The sequence below is a fragment of the Pseudoalteromonas lipolytica genome (genome assembly GCF_001306915.1).
Classification (GTDB): domain Bacteria; phylum Pseudomonadota; class Gammaproteobacteria; order Enterobacterales; family Alteromonadaceae; genus Pseudoalteromonas; species Pseudoalteromonas simplex.
This window is the reverse complement of record NZ_LJTC01000008.1, coordinates 124,034-142,013: the sequence shown is the minus strand read 5'-3', so window position 1 is coordinate 142,013 and position 17,980 is coordinate 124,034. Positions and strand designations below refer to the sequence as shown.

Genomic DNA, 17,980 nt, shown 5'->3' with positions numbered 1-17,980 from the left:
CCTTGCTAATTACTTGCTTAAATCAATGGTTAATGTTTGTTCACCAGCATCAACTTGGTGCCAACGTCGATACGTTTTATATCCAGGCGCCGATACTTGAATATCATAAGCACCCGTTTTTAACGTCATGCCAGGACGATACTTCGGGCCGATATTCATGATACGAATTGTGGCATTCGCCGCATTCGTGGAGATTGTTAACTTAGTTTTTTGCTCAACCATGTATTGTCTGCGCTGCTGTTGTTCTGCACTTAAGTTGGCATCTCCATGACGCAAAATATCAACCTTAGCTAAAGCATGGCTCACTGGACTAAAACTCTCGTAAATATGCAGTTTTTCTTCAAATTCTAAGCCTAGAGGATGCAGCAAAGGCTGCGCATGCAAAGTCCAACGAATCGCATAACTAAACACCGGATTGCTCGATTCATCGACCTTGTCTAAAAAGTAGTTAACAGGGCTTTGGTCGTCTTCAGTAAAGGTGTTATGCACAAACATTACTGGCACTATCAAAATCAGCGCTGGCATAATCAGCTTTTGCAAAACAGATACAGCAGTGGTTGGTTGCTTTTCTTGCTGAGGTTTAATCAATTGCCATAGTTTTAACGGCAGCTTGCTAAAGGTTAAGCAAATCAAAAACAGTGACAACGACATCGAAATAGGCGGAATAATCACCGAACGGAGTGCTTGTTTACCGTACTCAGCATACTCGCCACCATCTGCAAATTTACCTTCTGAACTATTAAGCATAGCTAGGTATTTGTCGGTGCGTTTTGCAATGTTTGGATCAAGCACCTTGTCTTTAAAGTTCTTTTTGTTCCAATCGGCGCGAATGTTTTTCACATATAAATCGCCCATTCTGTCGGCAATTTTAGCTTGAATTTGCGGGTGTAACTGAAACGCAACCCAGCTTAAGTTTGGCTCTATGCTCATGCCACGTTTACGCATTTCGCTTTGCCATTGTGCATTCGCTTCGTTGGTAACTTTGGTTGCGACTGCATTAGCAAACGCTTGGCGTTGATTCACATTCCAATTGCTTTCAAGTTGTAAACCTTTACTAGCAAAGTGTGCTCTAAGCTTGTTTTGCGTTGTTTCGTGAGTACGAAACGCCACTAAGTTTTCAACCGTAAACGGGTAACCTGTCTCGCTAACAAACATCTTATGAAAGTTCGGATGCTGTAAAAAACGCAGTTGATAATGATCGGGATCATCGGTGTATTTGTAGCGTTTATCCTTAAGACCACCATCGCCACCGGTTGCTAAACTTGCCGCTTGCAGAGCTGTATAAACACCGCCAGTGAGCACTCCCATCAAAATAGTGCCTGCGGCATTTTCTGCAGCCGAGATTTCTTCTTCGATAAGCCAGTAATCAGGCTCTATATAGCCAATACCCGCTTTTAAAATAGTGCTTCGGTAGTCTGCTGCTTCGCGCTCATAGCAGCGATTACGGCGATCTTTTTCGCTGCTCTTATCATAACGCTCACGGCATTTAGCTATACTGTGATGGTAATCATAAATCTTAGGGCCATACTTTTGCGCTCGTGCCGATGCTTTGGCAATGTGGGCTTTTTGTGCTTGCTGATACTTGCTCCAGCCACTGTTGATCTCTTGCTCAACTTGCTGCCAATAACCTTGTTCACGTTCACCTATTCCAGCCAAAGTGTTGTTATACTTTTTACTGCCATCAGCATAGGCTTTGTATTTAACCACCAGCTCATCATATAGCTGGCTGTAGTTTTTATAATGTTTATCAAAATCTTGATACGCTTTCTTCTGCACAAAAGCAGCGATGATCTTACGTTTATCTTGCTCTAAATTATCTGAAAGTGCGGCGTCGCTATACAGTAAGCCACCAAATAGCGCCAAAAAGGTTAAGTTCTCTGAACTATGTAATTGCTCAGGGTTATAATCGAGATCATTCACTTTAATCGAGTTAATTGCTAGAGCATCACGCAGTGCTGCACTGTACGTAGCAAACTGACGTTGCTCTGCTGTAGAGGGCTCAATCAAGGTCTTTTCAATTACATACTTCTGGCCAAAAAACACCACTGGCCAAACTAAACACAGTAAAGCGATAAACGAGATAAGTCCGCGGCCAACTTTAGCAACCATGGCTTTAGGTAAAAAGTCAGCTAACAGCAGCGCAACACCTACTCCAGACACTGCTCGGCCATAAATTTCAAGGTGTTCAAGATCTTCTGCTGAAGGAGTGCCTAACCCCACTAATGACACTAATTGGGCATTAAAAATTGCTTCGGGTAATAAATATAAAGTAGCTAAAACAAGTAGCAAGCAGCGCCACCAAAACGGCTTTATTAAATCAGTCATAGTTTTGTTCTTATTGTTTTTTACGTAGTTCTAGTTCAACAGCAGGATCTGTTTCTAGGCTAAAGTCTTCATCGGCTTGGCGAGTCCCTATTTCTAAATTAGGCGCTGAAGGAGTCGATGTTACTTTGGGAATATAAGTTTGTGCTTGCGTTGATTTAAGCGTGCCGCCCACCGCAGGATAAAGCTGATTAGCTTTATAAGCATACAGCTCATCTAAGCGTTCTAAATCAAGGTCTGCAGGCATACTAGCAATTAACTTAGCTTCTGGGTCATCACTAAAAAACGGCTGCATTTTTGGCAACTCGAACACAGAACAAAAACCATATACGGTGTCGTCCATGATCACCGAGTCTGGACGCAGCGAACGTGACTGCGCTAATAAGCTGCGCTCATGATAGTCGTGACCATTAATTGAATATGTAGCAATCATAATGCCGCGCGCTTTAGCAACTGGTTTCAAGCGAGCTGCACTTTGCTTGTAATGACGAATATCAAGCACATAGCCAAAGTTACGTTTTAGCTGCTTTGCCAATTTATCAAGCTTAACAGGGCTGTCGTAACGCTTTTCACGATGGTAACGATTTCCAAGTGCTTGCAAGCTTTCAAGTTCTTCTTTGTTACGCTCATAAATAGGATCGCTCCCAGCACCGCGTTTTAGATCACTTGCTAGCTTATTCATTGAGGCTTTTGCCGGTGATTGAATAAATGCCAAATAAATGTCTGGGTTAATGTCGCGCATACGAGTAAGGTTGCGCATTTCTAAGCTACTAAAAAAGTAGTTTCCGCCGCCAACAAACTCATATGCCAAGTAATCAAGCATTTTTAAATCGTTAACTGAGGCCTTTGATTTTATTTCGATATTCAGTTTTTGATGGGGTTTACGATAGCGTGCAAACGTAGCAGCAAGCTCTCTAAATGATGGCGGCATTTTATCGGTAAGTAGCCCAGTATCTTGATTACGATGACGTAAATAGCCCCACTCTTTTTTGTAGTTCATCGACTCAATTTTACGACGCTTATTATCAACCGTGCCTGTTTCGCGGCCGGTGCGAGCATCATGATGCACAACCCACACATCGTCACGGGTAATACGCACGTCAATTTCAACAACATCAAAGTTGTTGTCGATAGCATCAATTACTGCGTTAAGCGAATTTTCGGCGTAGCGAATTGAGCCACGGTGACTTTGTAAATTAAAGTTACTGCATTGCCTCGTTGTAGCGTAATTGATATTACCTAGCTGGCTTTCGTAAAAACCACGGGCGCGAAGTGCATCCTGTTTGGCCTTAATGGCATTTTTTTCGACTACTGTTAAGGTGTTTTCAGTATTTGTTTCAGGGGTACTTTTACAAGCAGTTAAACCAATACAATACAAAAGAATACTGGCTAGCAGCCATGTTTTTTTAGACAGAGTTTGCATCATTGCTATACAGCCAAAAGGCTTTCCTTTCTAATTCAAGATAATGAAGAAGTGCGTGAAACTGAATAATATATGAATAAAGGACTTAATTTAAAGTAATAACTTTAATAAAAATGAATATTTTAATTTAAGATACAAGCTGTTAGATTAAATTTAATAACTAGCAAAGTTTTGCTAACAACATATAAAAGCCCGATTTTTACCGCTTTGTGGGAACGAAAAATGATCGATTTTGGTAAAAAAATTACCCCAGCACGCGAAATGCGTTCTACCAATAATTTACACACTGCGCTTGAAAGTGATCGGGGCCGCATTATTAACAGTGCAGCAATTCGCCGCTTACAACAAAAAACCCAAGTATTTCCACTTGAGCGCAATGCTGCAGTGCGTTCACGGCTGACTCACTCGCTTGAAGTGCAACAGGTCGGCCGCTTTATTGTGCAAACCATTTTTAATAAGCTTAGTGATGCAAAGCAAAAAGAATATGGCCTATCTGGACTTGAGCGGCCACTAGAAAGCCTCGTTGAAATGGCCTGCCTAATGCACGATATTGGCAACCCACCGTTTGGTCACTTTGGCGAAGCAGCCATTAATCAGTGGTTCGAGAAACACTTAGACACACTAACCCCAGAGCGCTGTAAAGGCATTGGCATCAGCGTGATTTTTAAACACTTAGCCCAAGATATAAAAAGCTTTGAAGGTAATGCCCAAGGTATTCGCATAATTCATTCATTGTTATCACTAAACTTAACCTACAGCCAAAGTGCCGGAATTTTAAAATATACTCGCCCAGCCAGCATGGCGAAAAAAGACAGCCCGCAAGATAAAAACTACTTAATGAAAAAAGTGGGCTACTACTTTAGCGAAAAACCCTTTGTAGAAGCACTGCAAACTGAACTCGAAATTGAACAATACTGCCGCCACCCAGCAAGCTACATTATGGAAGCCGCTGACGATATTTCGTATTGTTTGGCCGATATAGAAGATGCGGTAGAAAAAGGCATTATTAGTGTTGAGTCGCTATGCAACAAGCTAAAAGAGCAATACACCCGCACACTCACAAACCTAACGATTGATGATACCAAACACAGCGACTTTGCCGAAAAAGCCATTGATTATGCGTTAAGTAAAGCACAAGAACAGCCTTACAATTTTAACAGCGAATTTTTTATCTACTTACGCGTGACCTTGCTACACCCATTAGTAAGCTACGCAGCAGAACGGTTTATCAGCAACATAGAAGCCATTTACCACGGTGATTTTAATCAAGCTTTATTAGAAGATCGTAGCCACCTGCACGCCGTCACGCTCACCTTAAAACAAGTGGCATTAAAGCACGTTTTTTGCCACAAAGAGGTAGAGCGCTTAGAGCTGCAAGGTTATCGAATCATTAGCGGTTTACTTGATTGCTACAAGCCCTTACTTGCCCTTGACGCCGATGCTTTTAAACGGGTTTTAAAAGGCGATCAACACTACTTAATTGAAACTCGTTTGGTGAAAAAACTATCTAACAAACATTTAAATAGCTATCAAAAAGCCATTGATGCTCTAAAAGCCGAACCGGATCATTTTACCGCCTACGAGTTCTATTTTCGCTGCCGTTTAATTCAAGATTACATCAGCGGAATGACCGACCAATTTGCTTATGACGAATACCGAGCGCTCATGGTGATCGATTGACTTTGCTATTTCGCTGAAATTATTTAATGAATGTGGATAAATTGCCCTACTGGGCTTAGAATTAACTCATTGTTTGGGTAACCAGATAAACCTTACTGGTCAGGAAACTATGCCAATTATAAAAACAACTTTATTACTATTACTTGCAAGTCTGAGCTTTACATCAAAAGCACAGTACAACGAAGCTATGTGTATTTTGTTAAAGCAACAAATGCATGAGTATCGTAACAACACTAGCAACAAAAATTATCGTTCAGCTGCCAGAAATTACGAAAAAAATTGCCAAAATCCTACCCCACTCAATAATGGTTCAAACCTTAAAGTTCAGCAACAGCCAACACAACCCGTTGAACCAGTAATTCAGGGTAATAGCACCCGCTCAACTCGACATTCAGGAGCAATACAAGGTACGCCTGAAGAACCAACACAGCCTACAGTTGAGCAAGCATCAGAGATTATTGAGCCGCAACAGCCTGCAGAACAATTACAAATAGAGCCAGAACCACTAGAAACGCAAAATACACAGCTAACACCACCAGTGCAGCAAACAGAAGAGCCCGCTGACGTTGATCGCATTATAATCTCTGATACCCCGACAGAAACTGTGGCCGAGCCTGTAACCTCTCCTGTGATGGAACAACAGCTTGATAACGCAGCGCCTGATAGTTCGCAAAACAGTGAAACTACAGATGTAAGAAAAGCTGTCGAGGCAGAACCTGTTGAGCCAGCATTTACACCGGAGCCTGCTGCTCCTTATGAAAGTGAAAATAGTTCTTCAAGCTCATTATTAATGCCAAGTTTAATTGTCTTGCTAGTACTACTTGTTGCAGGCTTAGTGATTGTTCGTATTCGTCAAAATAAAAATACTGATGCAGACTCAGAGCTTGAGCAAAGCTTAATGCAAGCTAAAGCCCTAAAAGCAGCGGCCCAAGCGCAAGCTTCAGCAGAAAAAGAAGCCGAAGAACTTCAAGCAGCAACGGCTGCCGTGCTAGATGAAAACTCAGAGCAGTCACAGCAAGACACTGATTCATTACCTGACTTCACAAACGAATTAACCGAAAAAAATGATAACGACGATCTCTCTGAGCTAATGCACTTTAGTGCACAGCATGATAGTGAAAAGCCACAAACCCCATCTACACAAACAGCTGATGATTTTGCTGACGCCAAGCAATTTAATGATCTTGAACTTGGTTACGACGATAAAGACGTAAACGACTCTGATGACGACTTCTTAGATGAGCAACGAGGCCTAGAGCAAGAGCTAAAATTAGCGAGCCTTGCTTCATCTTACAGCATCAATGAAGAAACGGATCCAAAAGCAGAGGAACCTGAACTAGAAGAACCGAGAGATTCCGCTTCGTCATCATTCGGCTTTGATGAGTACACAACTCAAGAACCAATTGCCGACGACGAGCCAGTTTTAACTGAGATAGAAGCACTAGAAAAACCTGAAATTGATGAGCTTGAGAAGCCAGAGATTGACGAGCCAAGCTTTACAAGTTCTTCATCATTTGGTTTTGATGAGTATTCAACAAAAGAGCCTATTGCCGACGACGAGCCAGTTTTAGCTGAGATAGAAGCGCTAGAAAAACCTGAAATCGATGAGCTTGAGAAACCTGAGATTGGCGAGCCAAGCTTTACAAGTTCGTCATCGTTTGGTTTTGATGAGTATAAAGCTAAAGAACCTATTGCTGACGATGAACCAGTGTTAGCCGAGATAGAAGAACTCGAAAAACCGGAAATCGATGAGCTTGAAAAACCAGAGTTTGACGAGCCAAGCTTTACGAGTTCGTCATCGTTTGGTTTTGATGAATACTCAACAAAAGAGCCTATTGCTGACGATGAACCTGTTTTAGCTGAAATCGAAGCGCTAGAAAAACCTGAAATTGATGAACTTGAGAAACCAGAGTTTGACGAGCCAAGCTTTACGAGTTCGTCATCATTTGGTTTTGATGAGTATTCAACAAAAGAGCCTATTGCCGACGACGAGCCGTCTAAAGATGACGTGCCTGAATATGACTTATCGTCATTGATGGGTGATGATTTATCGTTTGCTGATCATTTTGCTGAAGATAAACAAACAGTCACGGCTCCAAGCACAACAGACGATCACGACGACATCAGCGATGATGATTTAGCAAAAGCCTTACAAGCGCTTGAACAAGAGCTACAGGACGAACCTGCGTCATTTAGCCCTGAAGAACCAACAAAACCTGCTGAAGATACGGTTGATTTGTCTGTCGAACTGAGTAACGACGATATGCTAGAAGAGATGTCTAGTGACTCTGATGAAGCTGATAAAGAAACAAATTTAGAGACCGAGCAACAAGATGATAAGCCGTATAATCCATTTGCAAACTTATCACTTGATCCTACGTGGGATCCAAATTCTGACGAAAAGCCTGTGATAAAAAGTAAAACCAAACAGCCAAAATCACAAGCTCTTATTGATGCAGAAGAACGCGCTAAACAGCTTAAAACAGATGAGTGATTAAGTAACGAGAAACGAACCTGTAGCAGATTTTACGCCGCGTCCTAGCGCCTAAAGCCCAGTGCCTATTGTTTCCCCCGTAGGACTGGCTTTAGCCGGGAATGGTTTGAGTAAATAACGAGAAGTGAGTTTCGAGAGACGAATGTGTAGCAGCGATTTCATATCTCGTCCTTGCGCCTAAAGCCCAGTGCCTATGCTTGCATGGCGCGCGAAATAAATTTCACGCCTACTGTATACTCACTTCACCACAGGTCGTGGGCGCATCAACCAATGAAATATAAAAATCAGCCCAAAAAACACTGATACCGCTAAAACACATAATACAATTATATTGGTCGGTAAGAAGGAATCTGTTGTGTTGCTGTAGCGCTTTAATTGCTGTTGCGCACTCAGTTTTGCTCGTTCTGTTTTACTTGGCAGCACAAACTCATGAAACGAATCTGTCAGCTTAGCTTCAGAACGCGCGATTTGTGTATTCTTTTGCTGCCAGAGCGTATCAAATTTCTGAAATTGAAACTGTTTATTGTCAATACACCAATCTAGATATTTAAGCTCAAGAGGCTGATTAAAGCAGCGTGTTGGCATCACGTAAAAACGTTGCCACGCAGCTTGTTTTTCTAAATAAGCTTTTTGAGACAACGGTTTAGCTAGTTGGTTTTCAAGTAAACTAATATCAGGATTAAAAAGCGCAGCTTTACGGTCAGCTATTTGTTCATTGGTAAAACACGTTTCAGCAAATCGAGCAGATAAGTTCTGAATTTGCTGTTTATAAATTTCTATTTTATCAAGTACATGAGACTTTCTTAACGCAGATTGCAATTCAGCGCGCTCAGTTTGAATACTTTTGCACTCATTAGAAAGGATTGGCTCTTTCGCCCGTGTAGATACAGCTACTAGCAATAGCACTGTAAGCATTAAAGTCCGTTTAAACATGAATTTACGTCACTGTAAAATTTAGAGGTACAGACTAACAGCTTCAAATAAAACTGCAACAAATCTGCGCTAAATTCACCTGAAAGACTGATAAATTGCTAGTTCGATTTATGTTCTCACAAAGTGAAAGAGCAATAACAAATCTGAATATTAATTCTTGCCAAAGTAAAACTGTTTATCATCCAATGCATATTGCTCAAGTAACCACACTTTAAACAGCTGCATAACCAATACATAGGCAAAGAACAAACAGTCTCAGCCAAACTGTTTGCAAAACGCCCAATGGCCGCGTGTTTAACCCGCGAAAAAGCCAAACAAATTCTGCATATGCTGTAACCATTTCAACCTTGTAAACTAGGCTACGAATAGCAGTACTTACCCAGTAGCCTATTTTTTTACCTGTCGGCGTAAAACTTGTTTTGTATTTTGAGAGTATGAAATTTGAAAGGTTTAAATGGGTTTTTCTATGCAGCGCGAAGCGCTTCGGTGCTCCCTAAAGTTCAAATATTTTTATTCACAAAGAGAAGTGAATGAGAAGACAATGAGATACAGCCAATTAATGTTCTTCTCTAAAGCGCAGCGCCTCTTAATCCTCTTTGTGCATATTAAACTAAAGCTCTTCCACTTTCTCTACCTCAACTGGCTCTGCCAACGCATTTTCATAAAATGCGAACACCGCTTGGGTATAAGGCTGAGCATAATGCTCATCAAGGGCGGCTTGCGACTCAAACTGCTCAACTAAAAACAAACAACGCTGCTCTTTGCTCGCAAACAATTCAAAACGATTACAACCAGGCTCTGCACGAGTGGCTGCTAATATGCCCTGTAAACGCCCTTTACAGTCGTCAAATAATGCCGCCTTTGGGGTAATTTTTGCCACGATATTAATCATACTGACTCCTTACTATATAACTTTAAAATCAATGCCCTAATTGGCGGGGCAACCGTAAAAGCCACCACAAACGCAGCAGGCCACGCATTAGCAAATGCCTTCATCCAACTTAGAAAAAATGTATCGCTCAGCCCTAAGTTGACATAAGTGACTCACGCCGAAAGTAAAAACGACATTAAAAACGAAAATGCCGCAGTAAAAGTAAAATGAATTTTCATATGTCCTCCTTGGCGTTACTATATTTGCACAGGCCAAGTGGCAACAGTCACGAAAATGCAAACTAAGATTGAGGGAGTCGTATGCTGGATGATCTGCATTTATTTATTGAAATAGCGCGCCGTAAAAGCATGAGCCAAACAGCAAAAGATTTAGGACTGAATCTATCAACCCTATCAAGGCGCATTCAGGCATTAGAAGAAAAACTCGCCGAGCCATTACTGCAACGCACAGCCCGCGGCATTGTGTTAACCGCCAAAGGCGAATCTCTTTATAACGAATTAGGCGAGCAGGTGCTTGCTCTTAACAGCCAGCTTGAGCAACTAAATGACTCACCCGCCGCAAAAGAGTTTTACCTGTTGTGCCCACAAAACATCATTGCGGGCCCACTGATGGGGGCAGTTAATCAGTTTGCGATGGCAAACCCTGCGCTAAACCTCCACATTTACCCAAGTAATGCCAACAGCCAACTAAGCCAAAAACGTTTTGACTTAGCTATTCGCATCGGCGAACAACAAGACTCAAGCTATTTTCAAAAGCGCCTAGGCATGATCGCAATTAAGCTAATTAAAAAGAAAGATGCGCCAGCATCAAGGTTGATATTGCCCTATTCAGAGTCACAACTCCCCAGCGGCTTACTTAACAAACTAAAAACCGAGTATGAACATACAAGCTTTTGCTTTGATATTACAATCGCCAGAAGAATGGTTGAAGCAGGCTATGGCATTGGCTTATTACCCATGAGCGAAATTTGCTGTATAAACGACACCAGCAACTTTAGTTATATCGACTCCCCCCACGATATTCCCGCAAGGCCAATTTACGCCCTCTGGCCACATTCACGCACACCATCAGCGAATGCCCAGTTGTTGATAGAGCAACTCCAAACCAGTATTGCAAACTCACCGAGTTTACAAGGAGAGGTGTTGAAACTGTAGTTGCGAGGCATCGTAGGTCGGGCTTTAGCCCGTCAAATAACTCAATCTTTAAACCAACGATAAAGACCAAACACAAACAACATGGCCGCAATGCCTGCCAAGGCTAATTGCCAAATTTTAAGATCATTCAACTTTGTCACTTGCGGACCAACACTCTCATTTGAAGGAGTTGAAACTTGTTTAACAGGTGCTTCGATTACCGGATTCTTTATCACGGCTTGGCTTGTAGTTTTATTTGCATTAATTTCTGTAATGGTTGGCTTTACTGTAATAACAATATCTTTATGGCTTGCTTTTGAATTACCGCTCCAAGCCGATTCAAATAGCGCCTTTTGCTCAGCTTTATTTTCGCTACACCATACAAAATCAGCTTGCAGAATTTTCTTCGCTCTACAACGTTTTGGTAATTGATAAAATTGCCCCCAAGCTTGGCGCTTTTTATCGTCATTATATGAATTTGAATACACCGTAGAGTTATGTACTTTGGTGTTTAAAAGTGCGGTAAGGTTAGAGCGATACGTATAATTACCGCCATTACCAGAACTTCTTTTTGGGTGTTTACAGTGTCTCGCCAGCAGCGTAAAAAGCTCATCTAAACGTTGATTCCACCGCTCACCTTGCTTAGCCGTGTAGCTACGATTCATTCTTTTACGAATGCTCTCGCGCTCAGCCTCAATACTATCGCAGCGACTTTTTGAATATTGCTCATCAGCAACCGTGTTGAAACTCGCAAGCAAAGTAGCGAGTAATAAAATCCATTTATTCATAACATTACTTCTGTGTAATTTGGTTGTAATTACTCCCTATGTGTTAGCAAGGGAGATATTTATTCGATAGAAGCTAGCCAAAACAATCGCTTTAGAAAACTTCCGATGCAAATTGCCTACTCAAAATAAGCATTAAATTTAGTCTCTATCAATTAAACCTTAGAAATATTTAAGCTTCTTTGCACAGCTTGATAGCAGATAGCTTTTTGCATAGCTCCATCTATTTGGTTTTGGCGCATCGACAATATAGTTTTTGCTAACTGTCTATGGGAAACAATAGGAAATGGTGGTCTTTGCTTCAACTCTATAAACCAACCTGGAAAACACAATATTGGGGTTATTTTTGTTTGAAAACCAGTTGCTTCACTTAACCATTTATAAACCCAATTTGCTTGTATTTCTGCTTGTTCAATTGGCTTGTTTTCATTCCAAGATGGGAAGGCAAGTAGATTATTTTCGAATCGGACTTTGTAGTTTGTATCATCTTTAACGCGCTTATGCCTTCCTTTTGTTTCAATCGCAAAAACACCATTAGGCCCAATAACTAAGTGATCAATATTAAACCCATCAGCTTGAATATCATGAAATATTTGATACCCATGAGATTGAAGCTCAATTAATTCAGATGCAACAGCTAACTCAGCGTCTCGCCCTAGTTTTAGTTTAATTAACAGGTCTGATTCAAACCACGATTTTCTGGCGGTGTAAATTAAGCCGACAATAATTACAATTATAAAAAAGTAGTTCAATTGACCGCTTGCCAACATTTCGGTAATCCCTTTGAGGGCAAACGGCATTGTAATAATCAAAGCAGCTAAACCTATGTAACCAACAACATTAAAGACCTTATCGTTTACTTGATCGTTAAGTGTTTGTGCAGCTACGCGAGTAAATTTTTTTCGATCTACAGGTAACTTGGCTTGCTTCTGATGAAGCCATACTCTTAAAAAAATAACACCTAATATTGAATATATTCCTCCTATTACAAATAAGAGGCTGAGTCCTTGTGCTATGAAGTTATCCATTTCAGGTCCTTGTTCTGTTAACTCCCTCTTTATACATCAATTATTTAATAATGTCGCGTTGGCGACGGCAACCAAAGAGAAGTAAACGCCGACTTCTCTTTGGAATCTATCGGCGCCCCGAGGTTCACACTGTTCCTTCAATTTGAATTAATTAAATGAACGAAAACAGCGTAGATAGGCACAACTTACACATCCCTGTACGCACCCCAGTTCGGATATCCATATCCTCTCGTTCAAAGCTTCGCTTCTCACCCGTGGCCAAGCTACGCTTTTTATAGCATCCATGCCTCTAAATTAATTCAATTTCGGGTTTGAACACGGGGAATATTTTTAACAGCAGCTTTTAATTTTAGCATTGAGTTATTGCTTGTTTTCATTTAAAAAAGTTATGTGAAATTTGTATCTAAGCTCATTAAGAATCATATTTGTATTTTGTCTGCGCGACTAAATCTAACGCTTGGACATTTTTACTTCCCGCCAACTCAAACCTATCTTTTGCAAGCCAAAGTTTTGCGCCATTGCTGCTTGCAACTTGGTATGCCCAGTTGCTTACTGCAAGGGATTTATCTACATCACAATGAAAATAGCGAGTTAGTTCATTAGTAAGCAGCTGGCTGTGACGATCTAGATTTTGATCTTGCCAACGTTCGCGGTGAAGCTGGGCTGCTAAAAAGTCACGCTTACTGTTATTACAACTTCGATGGGCGGCAACAAAGTTATGGCCTAAATCGTTAGCGTAGCGAGCAAAAGGAATAAAGTGATCAACTTCAATAGCACTTGTGAGTGGCTTTTGACAATAAAAGCACTGGCCTTTTTGTATTTCGACTAAAACTGGTTTTGCTTTATTAAGTGCTGTGCGGTCGAAACCAAATAAAAAGTCATGCAGTTGGCTTTGAGGGCCAATAAGCGCTTGGTTATGCTTAATGTTTTGAATCTTTTGTAGCCATGCATTCTTAGCTAAATAGACAACTAAATCGTAAAAGCGTCTAAAACAAGCGGCTATGCCTGCGTTTAGAGTGATATAGCTTTTGCCTTTTGTGTGCGGATATAAAAAGCACTCTTCTTGCTTAGCGAGAATTTGTAAGCGCCACAAAGGGCCTGTTTTTAACGTGTCTAATGCAGCTTTGTAAGTGGTGTGCCAGTAAGGGCTTAATTTGAGCTGGCGCAAGCTACGAATATTATTTTGCTGGCACTCATATAGCACCGCAATTACTTTTGATTGCGCACCCGAGTTTTGTTTTAGTAAAGCACTTTCACCACTATGAGCAGAAGAAAATGGTACAGCATGGTGCCAATAAAGCTCTATTAACTTTTCAGCAAGCTTAGCAAGATCAATGTTTAACTCGCTAGCTTCATACATCATTGGTTGCTCAACACAAACATCAGCCAACGCATGCAATAGTGCAAACTTATAGGTAGCACTGAAATCGCCTTCCACCAGCATACGCTGAATGTAAGCAATAAAATCGAGTTGCTGCTGCATGGCCATCATCAATCAAGCCTTATGTGTACTTTTGAAAAGTGCTTTAAAGTTCATGAACTGTTCCCTGTTTACGCCGACATATTTGCTTCTTATGCTCATAACGCATTGTTGTAGCTTGAATATTGGCGATTTAGTTTAGGAACAATCTAGCATGAAAAGCTATTGAAAATATAGGATTTTAGGTAGAGCTATACTCTAAAACCCATACAATATTAGGAGAGTTGCGGTATAGCCTGCTATACCGCATATAAATTATTAAATCGTTCTTCTATGCAGAATGGCGTTTAGCCATGTTTCTGTGGCGCGCTCTGGGCGTTGGTCGGCGCTTTGCCATGACTTGAGGATAAATAGGTCTGTGCCTTTAATAATGCTTTCAAGGGCTTGTTCGTTTAGGTCGGTAAATTCGCGACCGTTGTGTTCGCGCTCGCCGTCGCCGTATTTAAACGATACATACACGATGCCTTGAGGCTTTAATGCGCGGGCAAGGTTATTGAATGCGTCGGTTAAGTCGTTTTTTGCTACGTGAATAAGGCTTGCGCAGCACCAAATGCCATCGTATTTGGCAACCTCGTTTAGCTCTAGGAAGCTGCTTACAGCTACGTCTTGGTTTAAGTATTCTGACGCCAACTTTGCCATAGCTGGGCTGATATCGAATGCATCTACGTTATAACCACGTTCTTTAAAGATGAAAGCGTCGCGGCCAGAGCCACAACCGGCATCGAGTAAAGCGCCTTTTCTTGGGATCAGCGGTAAGAATTCGTCGTAAAGTTCATTGAGGTCTACATCGAGTGTGGCATCTACAAATGCTTGCGCATTTTGGTTGTAGTATTCGACGGTTTGGGATGCCATTTTACTTCCTTTATAGGGGCAAGATTGCTTGGCGCTAAAATACCATTAAAGCAAGGTAACGCAAAGGATGAAATGTGATTTTAAATGCTAAAAATCAAGGGTTTTAGGGTAGGCATTAGAAGTTAGTTGGAGAGAAATAGGAGATCATAGTTACGAGGTGTGAGAATAAAAAAGATGATCAATTTTAGTATCGCTTGATTAAAGGCTTTTTATTTCATTTATAACTGTTTTCATTCGCTTGGCTAATGGCCTATTGCGATGATGGCATGCATATATATCTTCACAAACGGGGTGCGTTAGTGTGTGCACGTGTATTTTTTCTTGATTATGAAACGCACTAACAGCATGAGCAGGGAGTACAGTGAAGCCAAGCCCTAAACTTACTGGCTCTAGAATTAAGTTGATTTGATTCGAAAAACCACTGCACTCAAACTGAGCTATTGATTCAAACTCTGCAAAGTTCGCACTTAATAACTGTTGTGCATGATGTTTTCCATCTGGGTGATTAATAAAACCTAATTGGCAAAGTTGCTGCCAATCTATAGTTTTGAACTGGGCTGGCGTTATCAATAACAAGGGTTCATTAGCGATTTTGTGCCCTGTAACCTCAAGCATTGTAGGTGCTTGGCTCATAAAACCAATGTCTATTTGATGACTCGCTATGGCCTTTTCGACCCCCGAATTAGGCGCAAACGCATATTCTATAAAAAGTTTTGGGTGCTTTGATTGCAAGCTTAACAATTCGTTATAAAACTTAAGCCCACAACTTCCCGGCGATTGTATTTTTACGCGGCCTTCAAAAGGTGAATCATTTTTTATTTGTTGCTCCAAAAATTGCCATTCTTTTAGTAACTGGTTACCTCTGTTGTATAAGCTTTGGCCCTGCGGAGTAAGTGTAAATTGTTTGCCGTGTCGCTCTAGCAATAAAGCTCCAACTTGCTGTTCTAGCTTTTTAATATGCTGGCTTACGCCTGATTGGGTCATAAACAGTCGCTCAGCTGTTTTTGTAAAGTGATTGACTTCGACTAGTTCACAAAATGTTTTTAACCAAACCGGATTTATCATAACAAAATATACTTATTTGAATGTTAAATGATAATTTAACTTAATACCTAGGCACTCGTAAACTATAAACTCATTCTTATTTAGGAGAGTTAATTATGAGTAATACATACCCACGTACTTTTTCGCATATTGGTATTTCTGTTCCGGATCTTGATGCGGCCGTTAAGTTTTATACCGAAGTATTAGGCTGGTATCTTATTATGGAGCCAACGGAAATTACCGAAGATGATAGCCCTATTGGCCAGATGTGTACTGATGTTTTTGGTGCTAACTGGGATAAGTTCCGAATTGCTCACTTATCAACGGGTGATCGAATTGGGGTTGAGATTTTTGAGTTTAAAAACCAACAAAATCCAGAAGATAACTTTGAGTATTGGAAAACAGGTATTTTCCACTTTTGTGTTCAAGATCCTAATGTTGAAGAGCTTGCAGAACGCATTGTTGCTGCAGGTGGTAAAAAACGTATGGAAAAACCACGTTATTATTACCCAGGTGAAAAACCATACCGCATGATTTATATGGAAGACCCGTTTGGCAATATTTTAGAAATTTATAGCCACAGCTACGAATTAACTTACAGTGAGGGCGCTTATTAATTAAGCCCATAAATTAGTAATTAGCTAGCCATTATAGTAAGTAACGATTTACGAAAGTAGATCGTTACTTATCATTTGGATTTACCAAAATGATGAAAAGTTAAACTTCGATGTACTTGAGTCTTTTTATTCCACTTAACATTGCGATAAAGCCAAATGTAGAGAGATGATGCAAAAAACGAGATATTTATCAATTGCCCTTACATATTTGGAGACAAACCTACCATCAAACAGTAGTGTAGGCTGACGAGCTATTTTAAAAAAATAGCAAGTGCATAAAAAGGAGTGCTTGTTCCAAGCCCTTTATCCCAACTAGGTGGGTAGCCCCATTTTCTGGCATTTTATTATTAATATTCCTTACTGATATTCTCGAGAATATAGTCATTATCATCATTAGGAAAAAGAAGAAAATGGTGCAGTATAGAATTGAGTTGAGTATAAAAATTTTTTAATATACTTCACCCGGTTACTTATATTTTAGTAAATAAACGCGTAGATCTAGCTATGCTTTAAAAAAGTTATTATACATAGGCTGAGTACAGCTCCGATAATAGAAACCAAATGGATTGCACCAATAATTTTATCTAATGTTCTTGTGTACTTTGCGACAAAACGGCCGTCAAACATAGGCGTCGGTATACGAGAACGTTCAAAAAACATAGCAAATATATAAAACGAAACGCTTGCGCCGATGCCTTTATCCCAACTAGGCGGAGATACTCCATCTTTTTCCATATGCTTATCTATATACTTAACTGATACTCTATAAAACAGCACGCCTGAAGCAAAAGTAACTACTGTAAATACGAGTAGGGAGTAGAAAATAAAGATTTTAAAACCCATTTCGCAAGTTCTCTTTTATTTAGACTGTATCTAAATACATGGCTGTAAACACACTGATTGTGAGCCCTGCCACTGTGAAAAGGTGCAAGAATGCTAAAACTTTATCTACCGGCCTTGCATGTTTTGCTATAAAACGGCCATCAAAAAGAGGTGTGGGTAATCGCGAGCGTTTAAAAAATATTGCCATAGCGTAAAAAGGGGCGCTAGCGCCAACACCTTTGTCCCAAAGCGGAGGGGTAATATTATCTTTTAGCATTTTTTTATTTATGTGTTTGATAGAAATGCGTGCAAATAAGACCACAAAAATAAACGCTAAAGCCATAAAGATGAACATACTTGCCAGAGCAAACTTATCTATACTAGGCATTATAATAACGGCTCTCTGTCATAAATTTTTTCAGTTAGCGACTTCACTTTTTCGTTCACAAAAAACGATGATTTAAATTCTGTATAT

The 17,980-nt window shown here is 40.5% G+C and carries 15 protein-coding genes and 1 pseudogene; 4 read left to right on the top strand and 12 right to left on the bottom strand.

The features are described 5' to 3' along the window. Positions 1–9: 9 nt before the first annotated feature. Both AOG27_RS12925 and AOG27_RS12920 read right to left on the bottom strand, forming a co-directional pair. Complete coding sequence (locus AOG27_RS12925; RefSeq protein ID WP_054553432.1) at positions 10–2,325, bottom strand: carboxypeptidase-like regulatory domain-containing protein; 2,316 nt, start codon at positions 2,323–2,325, stop codon at positions 10–12. 10 nt (positions 2,326–2,335) lie between these two features. Continuing rightward, entirely contained in the window at positions 2,336–3,748 is a 1,413-nt protein-coding gene (locus AOG27_RS12920; RefSeq protein WP_054553431.1) for a glycerophosphodiester phosphodiesterase, read from the bottom strand. A 219-nt stretch (positions 3,749–3,967) separates the two neighbouring features. On the opposite strand from AOG27_RS12920, the gene dgt reads away from it, so the two are divergent. Together dgt and AOG27_RS21610 are read left to right on the top strand one after the other, a co-directional pair. Continuing rightward, complete coding sequence (gene dgt, locus AOG27_RS12915) at positions 3,968–5,425, top strand: dGTPase (protein ID WP_054553430.1); 1,458 nt, start codon at positions 3,968–3,970, stop codon at positions 5,423–5,425. A gap of 109 nt (positions 5,426–5,534) precedes the next feature. Then, positions 5,535–7,919, top strand: a complete 2,385-nt coding sequence (locus tag AOG27_RS21610) for a hypothetical protein (RefSeq protein ID WP_054553429.1) — start codon at positions 5,535–5,537, stop codon at positions 7,917–7,919. 237 nt (positions 7,920–8,156) lie between these two features. On the opposite strand, the gene AOG27_RS12905 is transcribed toward AOG27_RS21610, so the two are convergent. From AOG27_RS12905 to AOG27_RS21975, 3 genes and pseudogenes are all read right to left on the bottom strand, one after another. Further along, a complete protein-coding gene (locus AOG27_RS12905; protein WP_138618960.1) occupies positions 8,157–8,852 on the bottom strand; it encodes a hypothetical protein in 696 nt (231 codons plus the stop codon). Positions 8,853–9,462: 610 nt separating this feature from the next. Continuing rightward, positions 9,463–9,744 (bottom strand): putative quinol monooxygenase, encoded by a 282-nt coding sequence (locus tag AOG27_RS12900; RefSeq protein WP_054553427.1) that lies wholly within the window; start codon positions 9,742–9,744, stop codon positions 9,463–9,465. Then, positions 9,741–9,884: pseudogene (locus AOG27_RS21975) on the bottom strand (DUF2798 domain-containing protein); the annotation flags it as partial. The pseudogene AOG27_RS21975 and the gene AOG27_RS12900, both read right to left, overlap by 4 nt. Positions 9,885–10,043: 159 nt before the next feature. Between AOG27_RS21975 and AOG27_RS12895 the strand changes: the two are divergent. Beyond that, entirely contained in the window at positions 10,044–10,898 is an 855-nt protein-coding gene (locus AOG27_RS12895) for a LysR family transcriptional regulator (protein ID WP_054553426.1), read from the top strand. A gap of 41 nt (positions 10,899–10,939) precedes the next feature. Here the strand turns inward: AOG27_RS12895 and AOG27_RS12890 are convergent, their stop codons facing one another. The 5 genes from AOG27_RS12890 to AOG27_RS12870 all read right to left on the bottom strand — a co-directional run bounded on the left by AOG27_RS12890 (position 10,940) and on the right by AOG27_RS12870 (position 16,087). Further along, complete coding sequence (locus AOG27_RS12890; RefSeq protein ID WP_054553425.1) at positions 10,940–11,665, bottom strand: hypothetical protein; 726 nt, start codon at positions 11,663–11,665, stop codon at positions 10,940–10,942. A 152-nt stretch (positions 11,666–11,817) separates the two neighbouring features. Then, positions 11,818–12,690, bottom strand: a complete 873-nt coding sequence (locus AOG27_RS12885; protein ID WP_054553424.1) for a nuclease-related domain-containing protein — start codon at positions 12,688–12,690, stop codon at positions 11,818–11,820. A gap of 412 nt (positions 12,691–13,102) precedes the next feature. Then, a complete protein-coding gene (locus AOG27_RS12880; RefSeq protein WP_419177734.1) occupies positions 13,103–14,173 on the bottom strand; it encodes an HNH endonuclease in 1,071 nt (356 codons plus the stop codon). 255 nt (positions 14,174–14,428) lie between these two features. Beyond that, the gene (locus AOG27_RS12875; protein WP_054553422.1) at positions 14,429–15,022 is read right to left on the bottom strand and encodes a class I SAM-dependent methyltransferase; all 594 of its coding nucleotides are present in this window, start codon (positions 15,020–15,022) and stop codon (positions 14,429–14,431) included. 198 nt (positions 15,023–15,220) lie between these two features. Beyond that, positions 15,221–16,087, bottom strand: coding sequence for a LysR family transcriptional regulator (locus AOG27_RS12870; protein WP_054553421.1), 867 nt, complete (start codon positions 16,085–16,087; stop codon positions 15,221–15,223). Between the two features lie 95 nt (positions 16,088–16,182). Here AOG27_RS12870 and AOG27_RS12865 point away from each other — a divergent pair, with 95 nt between their 5' ends. After that, entirely contained in the window at positions 16,183–16,683 is a 501-nt protein-coding gene (locus tag AOG27_RS12865; RefSeq protein ID WP_054553420.1) for a lactoylglutathione lyase family protein, read from the top strand. Positions 16,684–17,181: 498 nt separating this feature from the next. Here the strand turns inward: AOG27_RS12865 and AOG27_RS12860 are convergent, their stop codons facing one another. Then, the gene (locus AOG27_RS12860) at positions 17,182–17,526 is read right to left on the bottom strand and encodes a hypothetical protein (protein ID WP_054553419.1); all 345 of its coding nucleotides are present in this window, start codon (positions 17,524–17,526) and stop codon (positions 17,182–17,184) included. Between the two features lie 19 nt (positions 17,527–17,545). After that, complete coding sequence (locus tag AOG27_RS12855) at positions 17,546–17,893, bottom strand: hypothetical protein (protein WP_054553418.1); 348 nt, start codon at positions 17,891–17,893, stop codon at positions 17,546–17,548. Between the last annotated feature and the right edge of the window lie 87 nt (positions 17,894–17,980).

Bases quoted from the DNA above. Each gene is read 5' to 3' on its own strand.
- AOG27_RS21610 (WP_054553429.1), top strand. From the start codon at position 5,535: ATGCCAATTATAAAAACAACTTTATTACTATTACTTGCAAGTCTGAGC.
- AOG27_RS12900 (WP_054553427.1), bottom strand. From the start codon at position 9,744: ATGATTAATATCGTGGCAAAAATTACCCCAAAGGCGGCATTATTTGAC.
- AOG27_RS12895 (WP_054553426.1), top strand. From the start codon at position 10,044: ATGCTGGATGATCTGCATTTATTTATTGAAATAGCGCGCCGTAAAAGC.
- AOG27_RS12905 (WP_138618960.1), bottom strand. From the start codon at position 8,852: ATGTTTAAACGGACTTTAATGCTTACAGTGCTATTGCTAGTAGCTGTA.
- dgt (WP_054553430.1), top strand. From the start codon at position 3,968: ATGATCGATTTTGGTAAAAAAATTACCCCAGCACGCGAAATGCGTTCT.
- AOG27_RS12870 (WP_054553421.1), bottom strand. From the start codon at position 16,087: ATGATAAATCCGGTTTGGTTAAAAACATTTTGTGAACTAGTCGAAGTC.
- AOG27_RS12920 (WP_054553431.1), bottom strand. From the start codon at position 3,748: ATGATGCAAACTCTGTCTAAAAAAACATGGCTGCTAGCCAGTATTCTT.
- AOG27_RS12925 (WP_054553432.1), bottom strand. From the start codon at position 2,325: ATGACTGATTTAATAAAGCCGTTTTGGTGGCGCTGCTTGCTACTTGTT.
- AOG27_RS12855 (WP_054553418.1), bottom strand. From the start codon at position 17,893: ATGCCTAGTATAGATAAGTTTGCTCTGGCAAGTATGTTCATCTTTATG.
- AOG27_RS12865 (WP_054553420.1), top strand. From the start codon at position 16,183: ATGAGTAATACATACCCACGTACTTTTTCGCATATTGGTATTTCTGTT.
- AOG27_RS12860 (WP_054553419.1), bottom strand. From the start codon at position 17,526: ATGGGTTTTAAAATCTTTATTTTCTACTCCCTACTCGTATTTACAGTA.
- AOG27_RS12875 (WP_054553422.1), bottom strand. From the start codon at position 15,022: ATGGCATCCCAAACCGTCGAATACTACAACCAAAATGCGCAAGCATTT.
- AOG27_RS12890 (WP_054553425.1), bottom strand. From the start codon at position 11,665: ATGAATAAATGGATTTTATTACTCGCTACTTTGCTTGCGAGTTTCAAC.
- AOG27_RS12880 (WP_419177734.1), bottom strand. From the start codon at position 14,173: ATGCAGCAGCAACTCGATTTTATTGCTTACATTCAGCGTATGCTGGTG.
- AOG27_RS12885 (WP_054553424.1), bottom strand. From the start codon at position 12,690: ATGGATAACTTCATAGCACAAGGACTCAGCCTCTTATTTGTAATAGGA.